This window comes from Mesorhizobium dulcispinae (assembly GCF_033977345.1).
Taxonomy (GTDB): domain Bacteria; phylum Pseudomonadota; class Alphaproteobacteria; order Rhizobiales; family Rhizobiaceae; genus Mesorhizobium; species Mesorhizobium dulcispinae.
In genome coordinates, this window is record NZ_JAVIIY010000004.1 from 202,766 (window position 1) to 224,401 (window position 21,636).

Here is a 21,636-nt window from a genome sequence, read left to right on the forward strand (position 1 = left end):
TGCCAATCTCCCCCCAAGTGGGGGAGATGGCCGGCAGGCCAGAGGGGGGGCGCGAAGGATCGCCAACGCCGACGGCGCAAGCCGCTGCAATCTTCAATCGCCCAGCGGCAGCTTCGGATCGTCGACCTTCAGCGTGTTCACGCTTTGCTTGATGCGGCGCAGGTTCTCCAGCACTTTCGGCCCGCGCGATTCCGCCACCGTGGTGGCGATCATGTCGAGGATGGCGAGCAGCGCGTAGCGCGATGAGGTCGGCTTGTAGATGTTGCCGTCCTCGAAAGACTGCAGAAGGATGACCGTGTCGGCGACCTTGGCCAGTGCGGAATCCGGAGCTGTGATGGCGACGGTCGCCGCGCCATATTGCTGGGCCACCTCGACGGCCTCGATCACCGAACGCGCATAGCCCGACACCGAGAAGGCGATCACCGTCGTCTCCGGCGTCGCGACCGCGGCATACATGCGCTGCAGCTGGCCGTCGACCTGGGCGAGCGCCGAGAGGCCGAGGCGAAACAGCCGGTTCTGCATCTCGGTCGCCATCATCGAGGAAATACCGCCGGAGCCGATGCAAAGCACGTTACCAGAGCCGGCGATGCGGGCGGCCACAGCCATCAGCGTCGTCATGTCCAGATTCTCGCTGGCGCGCTGGATGGCGGCGATCGCCGCTTCGGTGATGGCCGACGCGATGCGCTGCTCGCGTGCGTCGCGGCTGAGCGGCTCCGGCGACAGATACTGGCCGCCGATGGCGATCGCCTGTGCAAGATAGAACTTGAAATCGCGCAGGCCTTCGCAGCCGAGATTGCGGCAGAAGCGGGTCACCGTCGGCTCGCTGACGCCGACCCGCGCGGCGATCTCCGAGATCGCGGCCTTGGAGGCGAAATCGAGATCGGAAAGCACCAGGCCCGCCAGCCGGCGATCCGACTTGGTGCCGTCCTGCGACATCAATTGCAGACGGGTGATGATGTCGGCCGGCGTCTTCATGTCTTCATCATCGCGTCATCGTTGCTATAAGGGCAGGCCTGTCGCCTTGTCGAAGAGATGGATGTTGCGCGGGTCGACGCTCACCGGCAGCCTGTCCCCAGGCTTCACCTGCAGCCGGTCGCGGAACACGGCGCGCACCGTGTCGTCGCCGACCGAGCCATAGACATGCGTTTCCGAGCCGGTCGGCTCGACGACATCGACGTCGATCGCGATCGCGTCTTCAACGGCGCCGATGACGAAATGCTCGGGGCGGATGCCGGCCTCGACCGTGTCGCTGCCGGCCACCGCCTTGCCGGCAAGCGCCAGACGGCCGCCGCCTTTGGTCTCGAACCAGGATTTGCTGTCGGCGGTCTTCAGGGCGCCGGAGACAAAACTCATCGAAGGCGAGCCGATGAAGCCGGCGACGAACTTGTTGGCCGGCCGGTCATAGAGTTCCAGCGGCTGCCCGACCTGCTGGATGCGGCCGCGGTCCATCACCACGATGCGGTCGGCCATGGTCATCGCCTCGATCTGGTCGTGGGTGACGTAGACGATGGTCGATTTCAGCCGCTGGTGCAGCGCCTTGATCTCGGTGCGCATCTGCACGCGCAACTGCGCGTCGAGATTGGAGAGTGGCTCGTCGAAGAGGAAGACCGAAGGCTCGCGAACGATGGCGCGGCCCATGGCGACGCGCTGGCGTTGGCCGCCGGACAACTGCCGCGGATAGCGGTCGAGATAGGAGAAGAGGTTCAGCACGCCGGAGGCCTTCTTGACCTTGTCGTCGATCGCGGCGCGGCTTTCACCGCGGATTTTAGGCCCGAAGCCGATATTGTCGGCGGCCTTGAGGTGCGGGAACAGCGCGTAGGACTGGAACACCATGGCGATGTTGCGCTTCTGCGGCGGCAGGTCGTTGGCGCGCGTGCCGCCGATGACGAGGTCGCCGGAAGTGATCGTCTCCAGCCCGGCCAGCATGCGCAGCAGGGTCGACTTGCCGCAGCCGGACGGCCCGACCAGCACGACGAACTCGCCGCTTTTGATTTCCAGGTTGATGTCCTCGAGGATTTTATGCTGGCCGAAGGATTTCGACAGGTTGCGAAACAGGACATCGGTCATGGTCACGCTCCCAATATGTCGTCGATGAAAGGCAGGTAGCCGGCTGTCAGTCCGGCGTCCACCGGCAGCACTGCGCCAGTTATGCCGGAAGCCCGGTCCGAGGCAAGGAAAGCCACGGCTTCGGCCACCTCCGTCGCGTTGACGATGCGGCCGAGCGGATAGAGCCGCTTCAGCCGGCCGAGGATCTCGGGATCCTTGGCCAGGCGATGGTCCCAGGCGGCGGTGCGGATCGAGCCCGGGCACACGACATTGGCGCGCACGCCGCTGCGGCCAAGCTCGACTGCGATCGACTTGGCATAGGCGTTGATGCCGGCCTTGGCCGCGGCATAGGCCGGATTGCCGAAATGCGAAATCGCGTTGACCGAGGAGATGAAGACGACGCTGCCCGAACCGCGCTCGGCCATCGCCTTGATGATCGGATCGGCGAAATTCATCACGCCGGTGAGATTAAGGTCGAGCTCCTGCTCGATCCTGTCCGGCGTCAGCGCCTTCAGCGTCTCGGCGCGCGTCCAGCCGGCATTGTTGATCAGTATGTCCGGCACTCCGTCCTTGTCGAGCAAAGCTGGGATCGCCGCCTCGATCGAGGCGCGGTCGAGCAGGTTGAAGACGTGGCGCGAGGCGATCTGCGGGCTGGCCAGCGCCTCGGCCGACTGGTCGCAGCCGACGATGCGCGCGCCACGTTCGGCCATGAGCGCCACGATCGCCGTGCCGAGGCCGCCGCCGGCGCCGGTCATGACAATTGTCTTGCCCTCGAAATCGGCCTTCGACGCCACGATACGCGCTCCTCCACCACATCAGATAGCGACAAAACGCTACTCAAAGAAATGTAATTAAGCAACATGATAAACTGCTTGCATCGCGGAAAACCGGCGATAATGTAGGAAAGTAACATAAATCCTGCGCCTATAAGGCCAGGCGCGAATGCGCATCAATGGGAGAAATCAGATGAGCCTTGCGAAATGGACTGTCGGCCTGTTGGCCGGAATGAGTATGCTGGCGCTTTCAGTGCCGGCCGACGCCGGCGAGGTGCGCGTCACCGTCGCCGAATACAGCGCCAAGACCGGTCCCTATTTCGAAGCGGTGAAGAAGGAGTTCGAGGCAGCCAATCCCGGCATCACCATCAAGTATGAAGTGGTGCCATGGGATGTGCTGCTGCAAAAGCTCACCACCGACATCACCGCCGGCACCAATGCGGATCTTTCGATCATCGGCACGCGCTGGCTGATCGACTTCGTCCAGCAGGATGTCGCCGAGCCGCTCGACAGCTATATCAAGCCCGAGTTCAAGGATCGCTTCATCGACACCTTCCTGCAGCCCTCGATCATGAATGGCCACACCTACGGCCTGCCGATCGCGGCTTCGGCGCGCGCCATGTATTACAACAAGGAACTGTTCGAGAAGGCAGGCATCGCCAAGCCGCCGGCAACCTGGACCGAGCTGCAGGAGGATGCGCGCAAGATCAAGGGAGTCGGCGCCTTCGGCTTCGGCCTGCAGGGCAAGGAGATCGAGACCGACGTCTACTACTACTATGCGATGTGGTCGCAGGGCACCGAGATCCTCAACAACGACGGCACCTCCGGTTTGAGTACGCCGGGCGCGCTCGAGGCCGCCAAGCTCTACAAGTCGATGATCGACGAGGGCCTGACCGAGCCAGGCGTCACCTCCAACAACCGCGAGGACGTGCAGAACCTGTTCAAGCAGGGCAAGGTCGGCATGATGATCACCGCGCCCTTCCTGTCCAACCAGATCAAGGAGGAAGCGCCGAGCCTGAAATACGGCGTCGCGGCCATTCCGGCCGGCCCGACCGGCGCGCGCGGCACCTATGGCGTCACCGATTCCATCATCATGTTCAAGAACTCCAAGAACAAGGACGAGGCGTGGAAGCTGCTCGACTTCCTGTTCACCAAGGAGCAGCGCGCCAAGTTCACCCAAGGCGAAGGCTTTCTGCCGGTGAACAAGGAAGAGGCGAAGATGGACTATTACGTCAACAACGCCGACCTCGCCGCCTTCACCGCGCTGTTGCCCGACGCCCGCTTCGCGCCGGTCATCCCGGGCTGGGAGGAGATCGCCCAGATCACCTCGGACGCCATGCAGAAGATCTATCTCGGCAGCGCCGGGCCGGAGGCCGCGCTGAAGGAGGCGGCCGACAAGGCCAACGGCGTGCTGAAGAAATAGGGCGTGCCTCCCTGCGCCCGTGGCGCGCCCCACCCCGTCGGGGCGCGCCACACTTTGCCTGGCTTTAGCAGAAAGACAGAATCGTCGATGTCGGCGCCGCCCCAGCCAGCTTCTTTCCTCTCCCCCCGGAGGGGGGAGAGAGGTGGCTCGGCGAAGCCGAGACGGAGTGGGGGAACCACCTGGCAACCGCCGCGAACGGACATACGAAGGGCACTAGGCGCAAGCATCGCCTTGTCTTGCGCCCAAGGGTCGACCCCCACTCCGTCGAGCTTCGCTCGACACCTCTCCCCCGATCGACGGGGGAGAGGAAGGGCCCTCTTCCGCAGCTGCTGCGGAGGACCGGCAGGCAGGTGAGGGGCAGTGCCAACGTGCATAAGGAAATCAAATGCGGGGACGTGCCTTGAGCACCAATGCCACTGCTATCTACCCGCAACACGGTGCAAGCCAGCTGATGCAGAGCCGCATCCTGCCCTATCTGCTGACGCTCCCCAGCCTTTTGCTGGCGGCGGTGGTGATCTTCTGGCCGGTCTGGGATCTGGTGCAGATCTCGACGCATGACGTAAATCGCTTTGGCCAGTTGCGCGACTTCAGCGGCCTGGCCAATTTCTCGGCGCTTGCCGCCGATCCTGACTTCGTCGCCGCCCTCTGGCGCACCGGCCTATGGACCGTGCTGGTGGTCGGCGGCGCTCTGCTTCTGTCGATCCCGGTGGCGATGATCCTCAACAGCGATTTCTACGGCCGCGGGCTCGCCCGCGTCATCATCATGCTGCCCTGGGCGGTGTCGCTCACCATGACGGCGGTGGTCTGGCGCTGGGCGCTCAACGGCGAGAGCGGCATGCTGAATTCGGCGCTGATGAAGCTCGGCATCATCAGCCAGAACATCCAGTGGCTGGCGAGCGCCGAAACCGCTTTCCCGATGCAGGTGCTGATCGGCATACTGGTGACGGTGCCGTTCACCACCACGATCTTCCTCGGCGGCCTGTCGTCGATACCGGACGATCTCTACGAAGCCGCCGCGCTCGAGGGCGCGACGCAATTCCAGCAGTTCCGCGAGATCACCTTTCCGCTGCTAAAACCCTTCATAAACATCGCGATCGTGCTCAACACCATCTACGTCTTCAACTCCTTCCCGATCATCTGGGTGATGACGCAGGGCGGGCCGGCGAACTCCACCGACATATTGGTGACGCATCTCTACAAGCTCGCCTTCCGCATCGGCAAACTTGGCGAGGCGTCCGCGGTGTCGCTGGTGATGTTCGTGATCCTGCTCATCTTCACCATGATCTATGTGCGGCTGGCCATGCGGGAGCAGCGCGCATGAGGAACGGCAAACTGAGACGCACAATCATCGCCTGGCTGCTGCTTGCGCCATTGATCGTGGTGACGATCTTCCCCTTCGCGGTGATGTTCCTCACCGCGGTCAAGCCGCGGACCGAGGTGCTCACGCCAACCTGGTGGCCGAGCGAGTTCCGCTGGTCGAATTTTGCCGACATGTGGGTGGCGACCGGCTTCGGCCAGGCGCTGCTCAATTCGCTCTACGTCTCGGCGCTGGCGACAATCGGCGCCATCCTGATATCGGTGCCGGCGGCCTATGCCATGTCGCGCTTCCGCTTTGGCGGTTACGGCGCGTTCCGCCAGTTCCTGCTGATCTCGCAGATGATCTCGCCGATCGTGCTGGTGCTCGGCCTGTTCCGGCTGATGGCCGCCTGGGGGCTGGTCGAATCAACCACGGCGCTCGGCTTCATCTACATGGCCTTCAACGTCGCCTTCACGGTGTGGATGCTGCAGAGCTATTTCGACACCATTCCGCGCGATCTCGAAGAGGCGGCCTGGATGGAAGGCGCCGGCCGCTGGCTGACGCTGCGAAAAGTGTTCCTGCCTCTCTGCTTGCCGGCGATCGCGGTGACGGCGATCTTCACCTTCATCAACGCCTGGAACGAGTTCGTGGTGGCGCTCACCATGCTGCGCAGCCAGGAAAGCTACACGCTGCCGATCCAAGTTTTCTCGCTGGTCGCCGGCCGCTACACGATCGAATGGCACCATGTCATGGCGGCCACGCTTCTCGCGACGCTGCCGGTGGCGATCCTCTTCATCTGGCTGCAGCGCTATCTGGTCCGGGGGCTGGCGCTCGGGGCCGTAAAATAGCTGTCTTGTCCACGGAGTTTTGATGCGCATCTTCACCGCCTCGCTGGCGACGGAAACCAACACCTTCTCGCCTGTGCCGACCGACCGGGCCTCGTTCGAGATGGCCTTCTATGCCGGACCGGGCAAGCATCCGGAGACACCGACGCTCTGCTCCTCGCCGATCGTGGCGCTGCGCCAGCGCGCGGCAAAGGAAGGCCTGACCGTCATCGAAGGCACCGCCACCTGGGCGGAGCCCGGCGGGCTGGTGCAGCGGCAGACTTTCGAGGCGCTGCGCGACGAGATCCTCGATCAGCTCAAGGCTGCCCTGCCGGTCGATGCCGTGATCCTCGGCCTGCATGGCGCGATGGTGGCGCAAGGCTATGACGATTGCGAGGGCGACCTGCTGGAGCGTGTGCGCGCCATCGTCGGGCCGAAAGTGGTGATCGCCTCGGAGTTCGATCCGCACAGCCATTTGACGCCGAAGCGCGTCGCGGCTTGCGATATCATGGCCTATTTCCTCGAATTTCCGCACACCGATTTCTACGAGCGCGGTGAGCATGTCGTCGAGCTCGGCCTCGCGGCGGCGCGCGGCGAGATCAAACCGGTGATCTCGACCTTCGACTGCCGCATGATCCAGGTGCTGCCGACCAGCCGCGAGCCGATGCGTTCGTTTGTCGACAAGATCAAGGCGCTGCACGGCAAGGACGGCGTGCTCTCGGCCTCGGTCATTCATGGCTTCATGGCCGCCGACGTGCCGGAGATGGGCACGCGCATCCTGGTCATCACCGACAACGACAAGGCAAAGGGCGACCAGCTCGCGGAGACGCTTGGGCGCGAGCTCTATGCCTTGCGCGAGAAGACGGCGATGACGATGCTTTCCGCCTCCGCCGGCATCGAGCGGGCGCTGGCAGTCCGCGCAGAGCGCCAGGACAAGCCGGCAGTGATCGCCGACATCTGGGACAATCCGGGCGGCGGCGTGCCGGGCGACGGCACCATCGTGCTGCGCGAGCTGTTGGCGAGCGGCGTCGACAAGGTCGGCGTCGCGACGATCTGGGATCCGATCGCGGTGACTTTCTGCCATGCGGCGGGCGAGGGTGCGGTCATCGACCTGCGCTTCGGCGGCAAGGCCGGCCCGCAGGCCGGCGAGCCGATCGACGTGCGCGTCACCGTGCTGAATGCGGTCAGCCAAGGCTGGCAGAGTTTCGGGCCGAGCCGGGTGACGCTGGGGCCGGCCGCGGTGGTGCGCATCGAAGGCACCGAGGTCGACGTCATCCTCAACACCAACCGTACCCAGACCTTCGAGCCGGACATCTTTTCCAACATCGGCGTCGATCCGATGTCGAAGGACATCCTGCTGATCAAGTCGACCAACCATTTCTACGCCGGCTTCGCGCCGATCGCCGCCGAGATCATCTATGTCGCGGCGCCGAGCTCGTATCCGAGCAATCCGGCGGTTACGGATTACAAGAAGCTGAAGCGACCGATCTGGCCACGGGTGAAGGATCCGTGGAAGGACGAGACTCCCCCTTCTCCCCTTGTGGGAGAATGTGTCGCCGAAGGCGACGGATGAGGGGTGTTCCAGCGGAGTGCGGCGTTGGCGTTCCCTGGTACACCCCTCGTCCGTCTCGGCGCTGCGCGCCGATCCACCTTCTCCCACAACAAGGGGAGAAGGAGAGGGCGCTACACCAACCCTCTTTTCACCATCATCGCCTCGGGCGACGGCATCTTGCCGCGAAACGCGGTGTAGAGCTCTTCCGGGTCCTTGGAGCCACCGGCGGCATAGATGTTCTTCCTCAGCCTCTCGGCCAGTTCCGGGTTGAAAGGATCGCCCGTCTCCTCGAAAGCCGAGAAGGCGTCGGCGTCGAGCACCTCGGACCACATGTACGAATAGTAGCCGGCTGAATAGCCATCGCCGGCGAAGACATGGCCGAAATGCGGGGTGCGGTGGCGCATCGCGATGGTTTCGGGCATGTGCAGCTTTTCCAGCGTTTCGGCCTCGAACCGCAGCGGCTCGGCCGGCGCCTCCGGGCGCGCGTGGTAGGCCATGTCGATCAGCGCCGAGGCGGTGAACTCGACCGTGGCGAAGCCGGCGCCGAAGGTGCGGGCGGCGAGCATCTTGTCGAGCAGATCCTTCGGCATCGGCTTGCCGGTCTTGACGTGCAGCGCATGCTTTTCCAGCACCGCCGGCACCGTCAGCCAGTGCTCGTAGAGCTGCGAGGGCAGCTCGACGAAATCGCGGCTCACCGAGGTGCCCGAGACCGACGGCCAGGTCACGTCGGTCAGCATGCCGTGCAGAGCGTGGCCGAATTCGTGAAACAGCGTCTTCGCCTCATCGACCGACAGCAGCGCCGCCTCGCCGGCCGGCGGCTTGGCGAAATTCATGATGTTGTAGATGACGGGCTTCGCGCCCGGCCCAAGCTTATAGCCGGACTTCAGCGCGCTCATCCAGGCGCCCGAGCGCTTTGACGGCCGCGCGAAATAGTCGGCCAGGAACAGGCCGCGCTCGCTGCCGTCGGCGTTCTTCACCACGAAGACACGCGCGTCGGGATGCCAGGCGGCAATGCCTTTCTTCTCCTCGAAGCTGATGCCGAAGAGTATTGTCGCGACGTCGAAGCAGGCCTCGATGACGCGCTCGAGCTGCAAATAAGGCTTCAGCTCGGCCTCGTCGAAGGCGAATTTCTCGGCGCGCAGCTTTTCCTGGTAGAAGCGCCAGTCCCAGGCCGCGAATTTCTCGTTGCTGCCGGCTTCCGTCGCCAGCCGCTCCAGCTCCTTCTGGTCGCTTGCGGCCTTCTCCAGCGCCTTTACCCAGACCGGGTCGAGCAGGTCGTGCACGGCCTTCGGCGTCTTCGCCATCGTGTCGTCGAGCTTCAGCGCGGCGTAGGATTCATACCCAAGCAGCTTCGCTTTCTCGGCGCGCAGCTTCAGCATGTCGCGCACAACGTCGGTGTTGTCGCTGGCGCCGCCATTCTGGCCGCGCATGGTGAAGGCGCGGAAGGCTATCTCGCGGAGGTCGCGGCGTTCGGAGAAGGTCGAGAACGGCTCATAGATCGAGCGCGACAGCGTGACGGCATAGCGGCCCTTCTGGCCGCGCATCTCGGCGGCCTCGGCCATCGCGCTCTTCAAGAAATCCGGCAGGCCGACGAGATCGGCCTCGTCGAGGAACAACGCCCAGTCGCGCTCGTCGGCCAGCACGTTCTGGCCGAACTTGGTGCCGAGCGAGGAGAGCTCCTCGTTGATAGCCGCCAGCCGCTTCTTGCCGTCGGCGTCGAGCCTGGCGCCCGACCGGACAAAGCCTTTCCAGGTCTTTTCCAAGACGCGCAGCGTTTCGGGATCGAGATTGAGGTTGTCACGGCGCTGGTAGAGGTCGTCGATGCGGGCGAACAGTTTTTCGTTCATCGAGATCGCCGAGAAATGCCGCGACATCTTTGGCGATATGTCGCGCTCCATTGCCTGGATGGTGTCGTTGGTGTGGGCGCCGGCGCGGCACCAGAAGATCGATGAGACATGGTCGAGCGGCTCGCCGGCGAGCTCGAGCGCGGCCAGCGTGTTTTCGACCGTAGGTGTTTCGCTGCTGCCGGCGATGGCGTCGATCTCGGCCTGATGCGCCGTGAGCGCTGTGTCGAAGACCGGGCCGAAATCATTGTCGCCGATGCGGGAGAAATCCGGCAGGCCGAGCGGGCCTTGCCAAAGGGTCAACGGATGGGCGGCGAGGTCGACGGGTTTTGACGATGACATGAGCAATTCCGGGGGGCTGGATGGAGGCGGGTTGGCTCCGATGTAGGGCGGTGTCCGGCGCCGCGCAACAGCAGGATCAGTAGTCGCTGCAGTCCTGCGCGATCGCCGTCTGGGTGCTGGCGGTGATGCGGCCGCCGACGACGGTGAAGGTTTCACGCATCAGCGTGTCGTTTTCGGGGAAGTCGTAGCAGGCGAGCACCGTGGTCTCGCCGTTCTCGCTCTTCTCGATACGATGGCGGATGGTGGCGCCGGCGACGGCGCCCTGCCATTCGTCGATCGAGGCGAGGAATTCCTGCTTGTCCTGGACGACGCCGATATCGTCGAGCTTCATGCGCACGTCGTCGGCGAGCAGTTCCGACAGTTCGGTGCGATCGGCGACGAGCAGCGCCGAGTACCAGCGGTCGATGACGGCGCCGTCATCGGCATTGGCGCGGACGATCGCGGACAGCAGCAGCGCCGCCGTAAGGAAGAACCTCCGCCAGATCCGGTCCATCAGCCTCTTCCTGGCTCCGGCGTTACAGCTCCGGCCGCTCGAAATCGCCGGTCTCCTTGTTCATCACCCAGAGCTCGCCGGTCGAGATGTCGAACCAGGCGCCGTGCAGCGTGAGCTTGCCCTTGCCCTCGAGGATCGAGACGCAGGGGAAAGTCCTGAGATTGGCGATCGAATAGCGGATCGAGATGCGTTCCAGCGCGGTCTGCCGCTCCGTCGCCGTCATCATCGTGCTTGCGGCGACCGTCTCGGCGGCGGGCGCGATCAGGCTCATCCATTTGCCGATGAAGTCGCCGGGCGAGAGCGGCGCGAAATTGGTGTCGAGCGCGGCGCGGATACCGCCGCAGCGCCCATGGCCCATCACCACGATGTTCTTGACCTTCAGGCTCTGCACGGCGAATTCGAGCGCGGCCGAGGTCGAATGGTATTCGCCGTCCGGCTCGTAGGGTGGCACCAGATTGCCGACATTGCGCAACACGAAGAGTTCGCCGGGACCGGCGTCGAAAATCGCCTCCGGCGCCGAGCGGGAATCGCAGCAGGCGACGATCATCGTCTCGGGCGCCTGGCCCTCAAGCGCCAGCGAGCGGTAGCGCCCGCTTTCGGCGGGATAGCGGCCGCTCATGAAGTTGCGATAGCCGGTCAGCAGATGCTCGGGGAGGTGAGGCATGGGCGGCTGGAGCCTTTCCGGGTTGGAGACGGCAGCTCGTTGCGATCGAAAAAGGCTCTAACGGCAAAAGCCGGTCGCGGGCAATGCCGAATTGCGGATGGCTGCGTCGCAAACGCATGCCTCAGGCAGGCTCGGCTAGGCCCAAATCGCGACCTGAATGCCGAAGCGGTCGACCAGCGGCGGATCGGGCGAGGGCCGTGCCTCGCCGCTAGCGATGCGCCCGGCGATCAGCAACATGGCCGCCGCGTCGAGGAAGTCGTCGCTGGCGGCGCCCCTCGGCGGCGGCTGGTCGAGAAAGCTCTTCTCGTAACCATGCCGGCAAAGCAGCGCCTTGCGCTCCTCCATGCCGGCCGGGTTGACGGCGCCTTTGATTTTCTTGGGCAGCGCCATCGCCGTGCCGCCGTTCAGCCGGCAGAAGGCGACTTCCGGGTGCGATTCGAAGACGCGGCCGCGCATTTCGAGTCGCGCGATCAAAAGCGCGTCGATCTCGCGAATCTTCGAAAAGATGCCGAACGCCTGGATGGAAACGCCGCGCGGCGGATCGGAGGTCGCCATCGCCACTTCGCTCGCCCGCCGATGCGCGGCGTACCAGGCCTCGATGGTGGTGAAGTCTGCGGTCTCGGCGTAGAGGGCGGCGCGCGAGGGGATGGCAAAGACGCTCGATTGCCTGGCTCCCAGCAGCGGCCGCACCAGCGCTTCCGGTCCGCGTCCGCCGCGGCTCGACAAATCCGGCAGGCCGATCGGCATGTCGACGGCAACCGTGGCACCGGGCAGGGCGTCGAGCAGCGCCTGGAAGCTTGGGAAGACCGAGACCGATGGCGCGGCGCCGGCTTCGCGATGGACGGCGATCCAGCCGGCCTTGCAGCCGTCGACGCCTGCCAGCATGCCGCCGGGCGTCACGCCCGCTTGTCCCGCCCGGGATGGAGGAGATGGCGCAGCTGCACCATGGCCATCGGATGCGACAGGCTCTGCGCGTCTGTCTCGAGCTGCAACTCGTCGCCGCCGCGTTTGGCGGTGCGCGCCAGGATCTCGTAGACGGCGGCCGTGGTCGACTGCAGCGCCTTTGCCGGCGGCTGGCCGGACAGGACGCGGGCGAGATAGACGGCGGCGGTCAGGTCGCCCAGCCCGTTCGGCGGCTTCTCGATCACCCGGTGCTCGGCAAGCAGCGCCTGGCTGCCGTCGAGCAGGAAATTGCCGGTGCCTCCCGTCAGCATCGACGGCGCCGAGGTGACCAGCATGGTGGAGGGACCGGCGTGAAGGGCGGCCGCCGTCACCGCCTTGATGTCCGGCAGCGGCGCGCCGGCCATCCATTCGAGCTCATAGCGGTTGGGCGTGGCGATGTCGGCGATCGGCATCAGCCTGTCGCGCAGGGCGACGGCCGTCGACTCCGGCACGTAGAGCCCGCCGGAATCGCCCATCACCGGGTCGCAGACATAGAGGGCGCCCGGGGTCTTGGCCTTGACGGCGGCGACCAGCGAGGCGACGGCCTCGGCCTGGCCGGCCTCGCCGAGATAGCCCGACAGCACGGCCCTGACCTCGCCAAGCCATGGCGCGCGCTCGAGATCGGCCAGCAGCGCCTTGAACTGGTCGAGCGGCGGCACGATGCGCGTGGCGCGGCTGTGGCCGGGATGCCAGGGCAGGATGACGGTCGGCACCGCCCAGACCGGAAAGCCCAGCGTCTCCAGGGCGAAGACCGCGGCGCGGTTGCCGACCGAACCGCGTGCGACATGGCTGGAGATGACGATGACCGCGCGCGGCGCGTCGGTATTCTCTGCATTCATGGAATTCGGTTCCTAGCCACCCTGCGTGGCGACATACACCAGCCAGGCCAACAGCCCAATGGCGATGATGAGGCCGAGCGTTCGGCCAATGCGGGTGCCCCAAACTTCGATCGGATCGGAACGGTCGGCGTCCGCCGCGGTCATGTGGTCGCGCGCGTCCTTCGCGGCGCGGGCGACGAACGATGCGCCGCCCGGCGCCGTCTCGCGCGCGACGCGCTCGAGGATGCGGCGCGATTCGTTCTCGTCGTCCCGGCGCTCGGCCATGGCAAATGTCCTTTCCGGCAGGGAGCTTAGCCTGTTCGCGCGCGTATTCACAGGGGCGAGCGGCCGGACCGGAGCGTCGCCATGACCGGGTCATTTTCTTGCGCACGGATTGTGGTAATGCTTCGCATGCAACTTTGACCCGAGGGGACCAATCATGTTCGCAGAGCGCCTTTTCCTACCCTTCGCTTTCCGCAATCTGCCCGCCTTGCTGATGATGGCTTTCGTGCTGCCGCTGCTTGCCGGCTGCGGTTACAACACCATCCCGACGGCGGAGGAGAACGCCAGGGCGGCCTGGAGTGAGGTGCTCAACCAGTATCAACGCCGCGCCGACCTGATCCCCAACCTGGTCGAGACCGTGAAGGGCTATGCCTCGCATGAGAAGGACACGCTCGACGCGGTGGTTCAGGCGCGCGCCAAGGCAACGCAGATCACGGTGACGCCGGACACGCTGAAGGATCCGGAAGCGCTGAAGAAGTTCCAGGATGCCCAGGCCGGGCTGACGGGCGCGCTGTCGCGGCTGATCGCCGTGTCGGAGAATTATCCCGACCTCAAGGCCAACCAGAATTTCCTGGCGCTCCAGGCGCAGCTCGAAGGCACCGAGAACCGCATCGCAGTCGCCCGCCGCGACTACATCCAGGCGGTCAGGGATTACAATCTGACGCTGAAAACCTTCCCGTCGGTGCTGTGGGCGACCTTATGGTTCCGCGGCAACGAGCCGTTCGCCAACTTCACCGTCGAGGAAGACAAGATGCAGGTGCCGAAGGTGGATTTCGGCACGAGCACCAAGCAGGGCGGGTGAGCGCCTCGGGTGAATTGATCGAGCTTTCAACGTTGCGTTCCTTCGCGCCCCCCTCTGTCCTGCCGGACATCTCCCCCGCAAGGGGGGAGATCGGCCGTCATCTGTTCTTTCGCCAATTTTCGGCGTTTGAAGGAGGTGGCCAGCGGCGAAGCTGTCAATCTCCCCCCCTGCGGGGGAGATGGCCGGCAGGCCAGAGGGGGGTGGGACGGAGTGCCTTCATCGGCGTTTTGCTGACCATCTTCCTCCTCCTCCCCCTTGCAGCCCTCGCCGCCGATCTCCCGGCTCTCACCGGCCGGGTGGTCGACAATGCCGGCATCATCGATGCTGGCACGCGCGCGGCGCTGACGCAAAAACTCGCCGATTTCGAGAAGAAGGGCTCCGACCAGATCGTCGTCGCCACCATTCCCAGCCTCGGCGGCGAGGAGATCGAGCCTTACGCCAACCGGCTGTTCCGGTTCTGGAAGCTTGGCCAGGCCAAGGAGAACAACGGCGTTCTGCTGCTGGTCGCGCCCAACGACCGCAAGATGCGCATCGAAGTCGGCTATGGGCTGGAAGGCACGCTGACCGACCTGCACACCAAGCTGATCATCGAAAACGACATGGTGCCGGCCTTCCGCGCCGGCGACTTCTCCGGCGGCATCAGCAAGGCCGTCGACGACATGATCATGGTGCTGGAGGGCAATCCGGAGGAGCTGGAGGCGCGCGGCAAGCGCAACGAGCAGGCGCCGTTCAACTCCGACGACCTGTTCTTCGCCGTCTTCATCACCATCTGGGCGCTGATCTTCTTCGGCAGCATCGCGCTGACCGTGCTGCCGCCGATCTTCGGCCAGAAGATCGGGCCCGGCCGCTATCGCTGGCTCGGCATGACCTTCGAGCCGGGACGACGGTCGTCCTCCAGCGGCGGCGGCTGGTCGTCGGGCGGCGGCGGCTGGTCCTCCGGTGGGGGCGGTGGCGGCGGGTTTTCCGGCGGCGGTGGCTCGTCGGGCGGCGGCGGCTCCTCGGGAAGCTGGTGAGGGACCATGGCAACGCGACCGATCAGCCCTCAGGACCATGACCGCATCGCCGATGCGATCCGCGCCGCCGAGGCCAGGACCGACGGCGAGATCTATTGCGTCGTGGCGCAATCCAGCGACAGCTATTTCTTCCCGGCCGCGTTCGCTGCGGCTTTAGCCACACTCATCGTCAGCCTTGCGGTCGCCTACGGGCTGGAAGCCTGGTGGCTGACCATGCGCCTGCCGCATTTCGTGCTTGCCCAGCTTCTGGCGCTGGGCTGCATGCTCGCGCTTCTATGGGCGCTGCCCGGCTGGCGCATCCATCTCGTGCCGAGGCGGCTGCGCTACCAGGCGGCGCATGCCAATGCGATGAAGCAGTTCCTCGCCCGCAACGTCCACCGCACGAGCGCGCGCACCGGCGTGCTGATCTTCGTCTCGATCGCCGAGCGCTACGCAGAGGTGGTCGCCGACAGCGGCATCAATGCCAAGGTCGGCCAGCATGTCTGGGACGACGTGGTGCGGGAGCTCACGCGGCACGCCGGCGACGACCGTCTCGCCGACGGTTTCGTCAAGGCGATCGAATCAGTCGGCGCGGTGCTCGCCGATCATTTCCCCGTGACCGAAGGCGACACCAACGAGCTGGACGACCACCTCGTCGAAATCTGAGAGCCGGCCTGTAAACGCTATCCTGCCGGACGCCTGACGCGGTTTTCTGCACTTCCGATGAATGCCAAGTTCGCCTGTGCGAAAGCACGGGCGCGACAGAGCGGACTCTTTGCAAGCGGGCGAAGCGGGTCTATGGTTAACAAATCATGAACACGCTGACGATCGACATCCGGAAAGCCGACCCTCGCGATGCAATCGCCATCGCCGAAGTGCATCAGGAGGCGTGGCGCGGCGCCTATTCCGGCATCATCCCGCACCGCACGCTGACGGCCATGATCAATCGCCGCGGCCCCGACTGGTGGGCGAACGCGATTCGCCGCGCGGCCACCGTGCTGGTGGTCGAGATCGGCGGCACGATCGCCGGCTATGCCACGATCGGCAAGAACCGCGCCAAGGAACTGAGGCAGCAGGGCGAGATCTACGAGCTTTACCTGCGCCCGGAATATCAGGGCATCGGGCTTGGCAGCCGGTTGTTCAAGGCGGCGCGCACGCGTCTGGCCGACCACGGCCTCAGAGGCTTGGTGGTGTGGGCGCTGGAAGACAATTACAACGCTTTGGCCTTCTATGCCGGCAATGGCGGCAGGGATATCGCCGAAGGGGTCGAAGTCTTCGAGCAGAAGGCGCTGAAGAAGGTGGCTTTCGTCTGGGAATGACGGGCACCGCCTAAAGCGCATCGCGCGACACGCATCAGGTTACATGCCATCACAAACTGTGCGCTTCCATCAGCGTTCAGCACCATTCGCCGCATTGCACCATGGCGCGTCGCCCGCTATCGATCTCCAGAATCGCGAGAGGGATTTGAGCCATGCGTATCGAAGCCGTGCCCACCGGGAAGAACCCGCCCGACGACGTCAACGTCATCATAGAGGTGCCGATCGGCGGCGAGCCGATCAAGTACGAGATGGACAAGGAGGCCGGCACGCTGTTCGTCGACCGCTTCCTGCACACCTCGATGCGTTATCCCGGCAATTACGGCTTCGTGCCGCACACGCTGTCGGGCGACGGCGACCCGATCGACGTGCTGGTCTGCAACACGCGCGCGTTGGTGCCGGGCTGCGTCATCAATGTGCGGCCGATCGGCGTCTTGATCATGGAAGACAATGCCGGCCAGGACGAGAAGGTGATCGCGGTGCCGTCGCCGAAGCTGACGCTGCGCTACGAGAACGTCACCGAATACACCCACCTGCCCGAGATCACCCGCCAGCAGGTGCAGCACTTCTTCGAGCACTACAAGGATCTCGAGCCCGGCAAATGGGTCAAGATCGAGGGCTGGCACGATTCCAAATATGCCAAGAAGATGATCGTCGACGCGATCGCGCGGGCGAAGGCCAGCAAGTAGGCTATTTTGTTTTGAGCTTGATCTTGCCCAAAAACCGGTTCCCACTTTTTGGGATCAAGCTCTAGTTATCCACCCGGCCGAAGTCCGGCACGTTTCCGATCACTTCGCGCTTGTCCTTGCCGCAGGCAAAACCTTTCGCCTTTTCGTCGGCGAGCTTGCGTGCCTGGTCGTTGGCCTGGGGGTTGCCGGTGGCAAGCACCAGGCCGACGGTGCAGCCTTCATGCTCCTCCGGCTGCGCGACCTTGGCGACGACCAGCACCTCGGTCGGCTTGTTCTCGTCTTCGGGATTGCTGATCTCGCGGCGATGAATGACGGCGAAGGGCACCGCCTTGTCGCCGTTGGTCTCGATGCGCCACTCGACCTTCGGGCCCGCGGTGTTGAGCCCGGAGAAGCTCTCCCACACAGCGGTCATGTCGTCGGAGGGAAAGCCGTAATAGACGGATTCGCGGGCATCGTCGTAGCCGATCAGCACCGGGTAACCGCGATAGCCGGCGCAGGCGAGGCTCGCCCAGTCGCCGTCGCCTTCCTCGGACTGGGCGTAGGTGACGCATTCCTTCTTCCAATCGAGATCGGTATAGGCGCTGGAGATATCGCCGGCCTGGGCAGCCTGGCAGAGACCGGCGAAGGCAAGCGGGATCAGAAGCGCACGCATGGCTGACAACTCCGTTCGAGCTGCCGAAGCGTATAGCCAATCCTTATTTCTTCAAGCTGGCTTCGATCAGCAGGTCGGCGTTTCGGGCGACCGATGCCGCCGGTCCGCCGAGGCCGAACAATTGGCCGCTGATATAGGCGCCCTCGATCAGGAGCAGCAGCCCGTCGCCGAGCGTGTCGGCATCGCTCGCCCCCATGGCCACCGCCATGGCGCGCAGGCGCCGGCGCAATTCCTGCTTGTTGTTCTCGCTGACGACGCGCGCCGGATGGCCGTGCTCGGGATATTCGACCGCGGCATTGGTCATGCCGCAGCCGCGATAGTCCGGCTTCTGCGTGCGTTTGCCGACCCGGGTCAGGAAAGCGATGATCTGTGCGCGCGGATCGCCCGGATGCGCATCGACGGCTTCGTCGAACCGTTCCCAGAATTCGAGGTCGTACTTGCGCAGATAGGAAGCGGCGAGCTCGTCCTTCGACGGGAAGGTGCGGTAAAGGCTGGGCTTGGTGACGCCGGCACGCTTGACGATCTCGTCGACGCCGATCGCCCGGATGCCCTCGCGATAGAACAGGTCGCGCGCCACGTCGAGGATCTTGTCGGCGGCCTTGGGCGGGGCGGCGGGCGTCTCGTTTATCGACGCTTCAATTTTATTGTCCGATGACATTCATCAACTCGCTTGACAATGTTACTGACCGGTACGTATGTATGGCGCCACCCCATTGCAACGTACCGGTCAGTAACATGATAACTCAGCCCCGTCCGTTTGGCCAGCGCTACGCCTTCGTCGTTGTCGCCGTCATCTTTCTTTGTCTTTTGATCGCGGCCGGGCTTCGTTCGGCCCCGTCGGTCATGATGCTGCCTCTGGAAGAGAGCTTCGGCTGGCGGCGCGATATCGTCTCGCTGGCTGCCGCGATCGGCATCTTCCTTTATGGCTTGACCGGGCCGTTTGCCGCGGCGTTGATGGAGCGGATCGGGCTACGCCGCACGCTGCTTGCCGCGCTGCTTATCATGTCTGGCTCCACCGCGCTCAGCCTGCTGATGACCAAGCCGTGGCATCTGCTGATCACGTGGGGAGTGTTTTCCGGCATCGGTTCGGGCGCGGTCGCGACTGTGCTCGGCGCCACCATCGTCAATCGCTGGTTCAAGACCAATCGCGGCCTGGTGATGGGATTGATGTCCGCCTCCAGCGCGACCGGCCTGCTGGTGTTCCTGCCGCTGCTCGCCTCGCTGGCCCAGTCGGGAGGTTGGAAGCCGGTTGCCATTGCCATCGCCATTGCCACCGCTGCTCTCGTGCCGCTGGTCTTTCTGCTGGTGCCGGAGCGCCCGGCTTCTATTGGCCAGGTGCGTTATGGCGCCGATGCCGGCGACATGCCGCCGGTGTCGCCGGCCGCGCAGGGCAATTTCCTGGCGCATACGCTCTCCACGCTGCGCCGTGCCGCGGGCACCAGGGTGTTCTGGTATCTGTTCGCGACCTTCTTCGTCTGCGGCTTCACCACCAACGGCCTCGTCGGCACGCATCTCATCGCCTTCTGCGGCGACATGGGCATCGGCGAGGTGCAGGCGGCCGGCCTCTTGTCGATGATGGGCATCTTCGACCTGATCGGCACGACGTTGTCCGGCTGGCTCACCGACCGCTTCGATCCGCGCAAGCTGCTCGGCGTCTACTATGCCGTGCGCGGCCTGTCGCTGATCTACCTGCCTTATTCCGGCTTCTCGGCGGTCAGCCTGATCATCTTCGCCGTGCTCTACGGGCTCGACTGGATCGCCACCGTGCCGCCGACGCTGAGGCTTGCCAATGAAGCCTTCGGCGACCGCAGCGGGCCGATCGTCTTTGGCTGGATCGTCGCCGGCCACCAGGTGGGCGCGGCAGCGGCTGCTGCCTTCGGCGGTACGATGCGCGAGCTGCAGGGCAATTACGAGCTCGCCTTCCTCATCGCGGGCATGACCGGCATCGCCGCGGCCTGTATCTCGCTGCTGATCAACACCAGCAAGCCGGCTTTCGAGCCGGAGCCGCAGGCGGCTTGAGAGCGCTGATCTCCCCCCTTGAGGGGGAGATGGCCGCATAGCGGCCAGAGGGGGTCGGTCCGACCGGGCTGGACCCCTTACCACAGGCGAAGAGGGTTGGCGCTCCACGCGAGACGACCCCCTCTGTCGCCTAAGGCGACATCTCCCCCTCGAGGGGGGAGATCATCTGTTCACTGTTATCAAAACTTCATGGTTCCGATATGCGCCTGAAACATTGAGGCGAGAGCTTGGCGGTCTCGTTCCACGCCATCCCGGAGACAGCCATGAACAAGCTCTCGTTGACCCGCCGCGCTTTCGTCACCTCAGCCAGCGCCTTTGGCCTTGTCGGCGCCTCCGGTCTCGCGCTGCCCTACTATTCCCGCGCAAGTCAGCGCCCGGCCTTCACCCATGGCGTCCAGTCCGGCGATGTCGACGCCACTTCCGGCATGGTCTGGACCCGCACCGACCGCCCGGCGCGCGTGATGTATGAAGTGTCGACGACGGAAAGCTTCGCCGATGCGGTCAAGCTCGCGCCGCTCGATACCTCGCCCGCCAGCGACTACACGGTAAAGCGGCTGCTCACCGACCTCGCCGCCGACCAGGACATCTTCTACCGCATGACCGCTGCCGATCTTTCCGACATCAACGCCGTCTCCGAGCCGATCGTCGGCCGTTTCCGCACCGCGCCGGCCTCGAAGCGCGACGTGCGCTTCGCCTGGTCTGGCGACACCGCCGGCCAGGGCTGGGGCATCGACGAGACCGGCATGAAGACCTACTCCACCATCGCCAGGCACACGCCGGACTTCTTCCTCCATTCCGGCGACACGATCTATGCCGATGGCGCCATGAAGGACGAGGTCGACCTGCCCGGCGGCGGCAAGTGGAAGAACGTCGTCATGATCGACGGCAAGCGCAAGGTCGCCGAGACACTGGACGAGTACCGCGACCAGTGGAAATACAACATGATGGACAAGCATGTGCTCGCGCTTAGCGCCATCTGCCCGACCTTCTACCAGTGGGACGACCACGAGGTGCTGAACAACTGGTCGGATTCGAAGAATCTGAGCGCGGACGACCGTTACAAGGAAAAGTCGATCCACGTTCTGGCGGCCCGCGCGGCGCGCGCCTTCCATGAGATGACGACGATCCGTTACGAGCCGTCGGAGCCGGGCCGCGTCTACCGCAAGATCGCTCACGGGCCGCTGCTCGACGTCTTCTTCCTCGACATGCGCTCCTATCGCGGCCCGAACGGCCCGGACATGGAAGAGGCGCTGACGCCGAAGTCGCGCATGCTCGGCGAGCAGCAGACCAAGTGGCTGAAGCGGGAACTGGCGAATTCCAAGGCGACCTGGAAGATCATCGCCGCCGACATGCCGCTCGGCCTCGTCGTCTGGGACGACGCGGCCAAGAAGGCCGGCGCCGAGGCGGTCAGCAATGGCGACAATGGCGCGCCGAAGGGCCGCGAGCTCGAATTCGCCGATCTGCTGCGCTACATCAAGAACGCCGGCATCACCAACACGGTTTGGCTCACAGCCGACGTCCACTACACGGCGGCGCACTACTACAACCCCGACAAGGCGCAGTTCCAGGATTTCAATCCGTTCTGGGAATTCGTCTCCGGCCCGATCCACGCCGGCACCTTCGGTCCGAACGCTTTCGACATGACGTTCGGCCCGGAGCTGAAGTTCATCAAGGCGCCGACCGCCGAGCAGGGCCAGAACCTGCCGCCTTCGGCCGGGCTGCAGTTCTTCGGGCTGGTCGATATTTCCGGCGCCACCGAGCAGCTCACCGTGCGGTTGATGGATCGCGACGACAACGAACTCTACAAGGTGACGCTCGATCCGGTGCGGTCGGCGTAATCTGGATAAGTCGGCGGGACAGCACCCC

At 64.7% G+C, this 21,636-nt stretch carries 22 protein-coding genes; 11 read left to right on the forward strand and 11 right to left on the reverse strand.

The window, feature by feature from the left end:
* Positions 1-93 precede the first annotated feature (93 nt).
* From RFN30_RS11945 to RFN30_RS11955, 3 genes are read right to left on the reverse strand one after another with little or no spacing between them, the layout of a single operon-like run.
* A complete protein-coding gene (locus RFN30_RS11945) occupies positions 94-975 on the reverse strand; it encodes a MurR/RpiR family transcriptional regulator (RefSeq protein WP_320262282.1) in 882 nt (293 codons plus the stop codon).
* A gap of 24 nt (positions 976-999) precedes the next feature.
* The gene (locus RFN30_RS11950) at positions 1,000-2,067 is read right to left on the reverse strand and encodes an ABC transporter ATP-binding protein (protein ID WP_320262283.1); all 1,068 of its coding nucleotides are present in this window, start codon (positions 2,065-2,067) and stop codon (positions 1,000-1,002) included.
* Between the two features lie 2 nt (positions 2,068-2,069).
* Positions 2,070-2,801 (reverse strand): SDR family oxidoreductase, encoded by a 732-nt coding sequence (locus RFN30_RS11955; protein WP_320262492.1) that lies wholly within the window; start codon positions 2,799-2,801, stop codon positions 2,070-2,072.
* A gap of 211 nt (positions 2,802-3,012) precedes the next feature.
* Between RFN30_RS11955 and RFN30_RS11960 the strand changes: the two genes are divergently transcribed.
* The 4 genes from RFN30_RS11960 (at position 3,013) to RFN30_RS11975 (ending at position 7,936) form a co-directional block, all read left to right on the forward strand.
* On the forward strand, positions 3,013-4,242 hold the full coding sequence (locus RFN30_RS11960) for an ABC transporter substrate-binding protein (protein ID WP_320262284.1): 1,230 nt from the start codon (positions 3,013-3,015) through the stop codon (positions 4,240-4,242).
* Positions 4,243-4,693: 451 nt separating this feature from the next.
* Positions 4,694-5,563, forward strand: a complete 870-nt coding sequence (locus tag RFN30_RS11965; protein WP_320262493.1) for a carbohydrate ABC transporter permease — start codon at positions 4,694-4,696, stop codon at positions 5,561-5,563.
* Positions 5,560-6,387 (forward strand): carbohydrate ABC transporter permease, encoded by an 828-nt coding sequence (locus RFN30_RS11970; RefSeq protein ID WP_320262285.1) that lies wholly within the window; start codon positions 5,560-5,562, stop codon positions 6,385-6,387. The genes RFN30_RS11965 and RFN30_RS11970 overlap by 4 nt, the downstream gene beginning before the upstream one ends.
* Positions 6,388-6,409: 22 nt before the next feature.
* Positions 6,410-7,936, forward strand: a complete 1,527-nt coding sequence (locus RFN30_RS11975; RefSeq protein WP_320262286.1) for a M81 family metallopeptidase — start codon at positions 6,410-6,412, stop codon at positions 7,934-7,936.
* A gap of 110 nt (positions 7,937-8,046) precedes the next feature.
* Here RFN30_RS11975 and RFN30_RS11980 read toward each other — a convergent pair whose 3' ends face one another.
* The 6 genes from RFN30_RS11980 to RFN30_RS12005 form a co-directional block, all read right to left on the reverse strand.
* Positions 8,047-10,101 carry a M3 family metallopeptidase gene (locus tag RFN30_RS11980; RefSeq protein ID WP_320262287.1) on the reverse strand — a complete coding sequence of 685 codons (2,055 nt, stop codon included), beginning with the start codon at positions 10,099-10,101 and terminating at the stop codon, positions 8,047-8,049.
* Positions 10,102-10,177: 76 nt separating this feature from the next.
* Positions 10,178-10,594 carry a nuclear transport factor 2 family protein gene (locus RFN30_RS11985; protein WP_320262288.1) on the reverse strand — a complete coding sequence of 139 codons (417 nt, stop codon included), beginning with the start codon at positions 10,592-10,594 and terminating at the stop codon, positions 10,178-10,180.
* A gap of 22 nt (positions 10,595-10,616) precedes the next feature.
* The gene (locus RFN30_RS11990; RefSeq protein WP_320262289.1) at positions 10,617-11,258 is read right to left on the reverse strand and encodes a carbonic anhydrase; all 642 of its coding nucleotides are present in this window, start codon (positions 11,256-11,258) and stop codon (positions 10,617-10,619) included.
* Between the two features lie 135 nt (positions 11,259-11,393).
* Complete coding sequence (locus tag RFN30_RS11995; protein WP_320262494.1) at positions 11,394-12,143, reverse strand: DUF429 domain-containing protein; 750 nt, start codon at positions 12,141-12,143, stop codon at positions 11,394-11,396.
* An 11-nt stretch (positions 12,144-12,154) separates the two neighbouring features.
* Positions 12,155-13,039 carry a pyridoxal kinase PdxY gene (pdxY, locus tag RFN30_RS12000; protein ID WP_320262290.1) on the reverse strand — a complete coding sequence of 295 codons (885 nt, stop codon included), beginning with the start codon at positions 13,037-13,039 and terminating at the stop codon, positions 12,155-12,157.
* A 12-nt stretch (positions 13,040-13,051) separates the two neighbouring features.
* The gene (locus RFN30_RS12005; RefSeq protein WP_320262291.1) at positions 13,052-13,303 is read right to left on the reverse strand and encodes a hypothetical protein; all 252 of its coding nucleotides are present in this window, start codon (positions 13,301-13,303) and stop codon (positions 13,052-13,054) included.
* A 154-nt stretch (positions 13,304-13,457) separates the two neighbouring features.
* Between RFN30_RS12005 and RFN30_RS12010 the strand changes: the two genes are divergently transcribed.
* The 5 genes from RFN30_RS12010 (at position 13,458) to ppa (ending at position 17,099) form a co-directional block, all read left to right on the forward strand.
* A complete protein-coding gene (locus RFN30_RS12010) occupies positions 13,458-14,102 on the forward strand; it encodes a LemA family protein (protein WP_320262292.1) in 645 nt (214 codons plus the stop codon).
* 200 nt (positions 14,103-14,302) lie between these two features.
* On the forward strand, positions 14,303-15,115 hold the full coding sequence (locus RFN30_RS12015; protein ID WP_430694640.1) for a TPM domain-containing protein: 813 nt from the start codon (positions 14,303-14,305) through the stop codon (positions 15,113-15,115).
* A gap of 6 nt (positions 15,116-15,121) precedes the next feature.
* Positions 15,122-15,760 (forward strand): TPM domain-containing protein, encoded by a 639-nt coding sequence (locus RFN30_RS12020; RefSeq protein WP_320262293.1) that lies wholly within the window; start codon positions 15,122-15,124, stop codon positions 15,758-15,760.
* Positions 15,761-15,906: 146 nt separating this feature from the next.
* Positions 15,907-16,413 (forward strand): GNAT family N-acetyltransferase, encoded by a 507-nt coding sequence (locus RFN30_RS12025; protein WP_292418672.1) that lies wholly within the window; start codon positions 15,907-15,909, stop codon positions 16,411-16,413.
* Between the two features lie 152 nt (positions 16,414-16,565).
* A complete protein-coding gene (gene ppa, locus RFN30_RS12030) occupies positions 16,566-17,099 on the forward strand; it encodes an inorganic diphosphatase (RefSeq protein ID WP_320262294.1) in 534 nt (177 codons plus the stop codon).
* Positions 17,100-17,160: 61 nt separating this feature from the next.
* Here the strand turns inward: ppa and RFN30_RS12035 are convergent, their stop codons facing one another.
* Both RFN30_RS12035 and RFN30_RS12040 read right to left on the reverse strand, forming a co-directional pair.
* Complete coding sequence (locus tag RFN30_RS12035; protein ID WP_320262295.1) at positions 17,161-17,751, reverse strand: hypothetical protein; 591 nt, start codon at positions 17,749-17,751, stop codon at positions 17,161-17,163.
* A 43-nt stretch (positions 17,752-17,794) separates the two neighbouring features.
* Positions 17,795-18,409, reverse strand: coding sequence for a TetR/AcrR family transcriptional regulator (locus RFN30_RS12040; RefSeq protein ID WP_320262296.1), 615 nt, complete (start codon positions 18,407-18,409; stop codon positions 17,795-17,797).
* A gap of 77 nt (positions 18,410-18,486) precedes the next feature.
* Between RFN30_RS12040 and RFN30_RS12045 the strand changes: the two genes are divergently transcribed.
* Positions 18,487-19,770 (forward strand): MFS transporter, encoded by a 1,284-nt coding sequence (locus RFN30_RS12045; protein ID WP_320262297.1) that lies wholly within the window; start codon positions 18,487-18,489, stop codon positions 19,768-19,770.
* Between the two features lie 263 nt (positions 19,771-20,033).
* A complete protein-coding gene (locus RFN30_RS12050) occupies positions 20,034-21,608 on the forward strand; it encodes an alkaline phosphatase D family protein (RefSeq protein WP_320262298.1) in 1,575 nt (524 codons plus the stop codon).
* Positions 21,609-21,636 lie beyond the last annotated feature (28 nt).

Bases quoted from the DNA above. Each gene is read 5' to 3' on its own strand.
- RFN30_RS11945 (WP_320262282.1), bottom strand. From the start codon at position 975: ATGAAGACGCCGGCCGACATCATCACCCGTCTGCAATTGATGTCGCAG.
- RFN30_RS11950 (WP_320262283.1), bottom strand. From the start codon at position 2,067: ATGACCGATGTCCTGTTTCGCAACCTGTCGAAATCCTTCGGCCAGCAT.
- RFN30_RS11955 (WP_320262492.1), bottom strand. From the start codon at position 2,801: ATGACCGGCGCCGGCGGCGGCCTCGGCACGGCGATCGTGGCGCTCATG.
- RFN30_RS11960 (WP_320262284.1), top strand. From the start codon at position 3,013: ATGAGCCTTGCGAAATGGACTGTCGGCCTGTTGGCCGGAATGAGTATG.
- RFN30_RS11965 (WP_320262493.1), top strand. From the start codon at position 4,694: ATGCAGAGCCGCATCCTGCCCTATCTGCTGACGCTCCCCAGCCTTTTG.
- RFN30_RS11970 (WP_320262285.1), top strand. From the start codon at position 5,560: ATGAGGAACGGCAAACTGAGACGCACAATCATCGCCTGGCTGCTGCTT.
- RFN30_RS11975 (WP_320262286.1), top strand. From the start codon at position 6,410: ATGCGCATCTTCACCGCCTCGCTGGCGACGGAAACCAACACCTTCTCG.
- RFN30_RS11980 (WP_320262287.1), bottom strand. From the start codon at position 10,101: ATGTCATCGTCAAAACCCGTCGACCTCGCCGCCCATCCGTTGACCCTT.
- RFN30_RS11985 (WP_320262288.1), bottom strand. From the start codon at position 10,594: ATGGACCGGATCTGGCGGAGGTTCTTCCTTACGGCGGCGCTGCTGCTG.
- RFN30_RS11990 (WP_320262289.1), bottom strand. From the start codon at position 11,258: ATGCCTCACCTCCCCGAGCATCTGCTGACCGGCTATCGCAACTTCATG.
- RFN30_RS11995 (WP_320262494.1), bottom strand. From the start codon at position 12,143: ATGCTGGCAGGCGTCGACGGCTGCAAGGCCGGCTGGATCGCCGTCCAT.
- pdxY (WP_320262290.1), bottom strand. From the start codon at position 13,039: ATGAATGCAGAGAATACCGACGCGCCGCGCGCGGTCATCGTCATCTCC.
- RFN30_RS12005 (WP_320262291.1), bottom strand. From the start codon at position 13,303: ATGGCCGAGCGCCGGGACGACGAGAACGAATCGCGCCGCATCCTCGAG.
- RFN30_RS12010 (WP_320262292.1), top strand. From the start codon at position 13,458: ATGTTCGCAGAGCGCCTTTTCCTACCCTTCGCTTTCCGCAATCTGCCC.
- RFN30_RS12020 (WP_320262293.1), top strand. From the start codon at position 15,122: ATGGCAACGCGACCGATCAGCCCTCAGGACCATGACCGCATCGCCGAT.
- RFN30_RS12025 (WP_292418672.1), top strand. From the start codon at position 15,907: ATGAACACGCTGACGATCGACATCCGGAAAGCCGACCCTCGCGATGCA.
- ppa (WP_320262294.1), top strand. From the start codon at position 16,566: ATGCGTATCGAAGCCGTGCCCACCGGGAAGAACCCGCCCGACGACGTC.
- RFN30_RS12035 (WP_320262295.1), bottom strand. From the start codon at position 17,751: ATGCGTGCGCTTCTGATCCCGCTTGCCTTCGCCGGTCTCTGCCAGGCT.
- RFN30_RS12040 (WP_320262296.1), bottom strand. From the start codon at position 18,409: ATGTCATCGGACAATAAAATTGAAGCGTCGATAAACGAGACGCCCGCC.
- RFN30_RS12045 (WP_320262297.1), top strand. From the start codon at position 18,487: ATGATAACTCAGCCCCGTCCGTTTGGCCAGCGCTACGCCTTCGTCGTT.
- RFN30_RS12050 (WP_320262298.1), top strand. From the start codon at position 20,034: ATGAACAAGCTCTCGTTGACCCGCCGCGCTTTCGTCACCTCAGCCAGC.